Consider the following 259-nt stretch of genomic DNA (forward strand, 5'->3'; position numbering starts at 1 on the left):
GACCAGTACTGCACAATCGCTTCCAATGCCAAAGGCGGTGACGATGTTGTCACGCTCATCAAATGCATTGGTCAGCTCATTACTCATCAAATTCCACTGTCTGTCGAGCCACTTATTCAAGGGCTAAAACAACAGATCACCACCGCTAAGCAATTAAGTGGTGTGTCTCAAGGCAGCGCAGTGAATCATCAAGGAGAGCTAGTATGAGTTCTCAATCGAACCAGTATCAGGCTCAGAACAAACAACAAGTAAAGTGCAA

1 pseudogene is annotated in these 259 nt (G+C 45.6%); it reads left to right on the top strand.

Going from position 1 to position 259, the window contains the following annotated elements:
• Positions 1-207, top strand: a pseudogene (locus tag AB4653_RS20835) (PfaB family protein); the annotation flags it as partial.
• Positions 208-259 lie beyond the last annotated feature (52 nt).

The sequence above is a fragment of the Vibrio sp. 10N.222.48.A3 genome (assembly GCF_041475345.1).
Lineage (GTDB): Bacteria > Pseudomonadota > Gammaproteobacteria > Enterobacterales > Vibrionaceae > Vibrio > Vibrio tasmaniensis_A.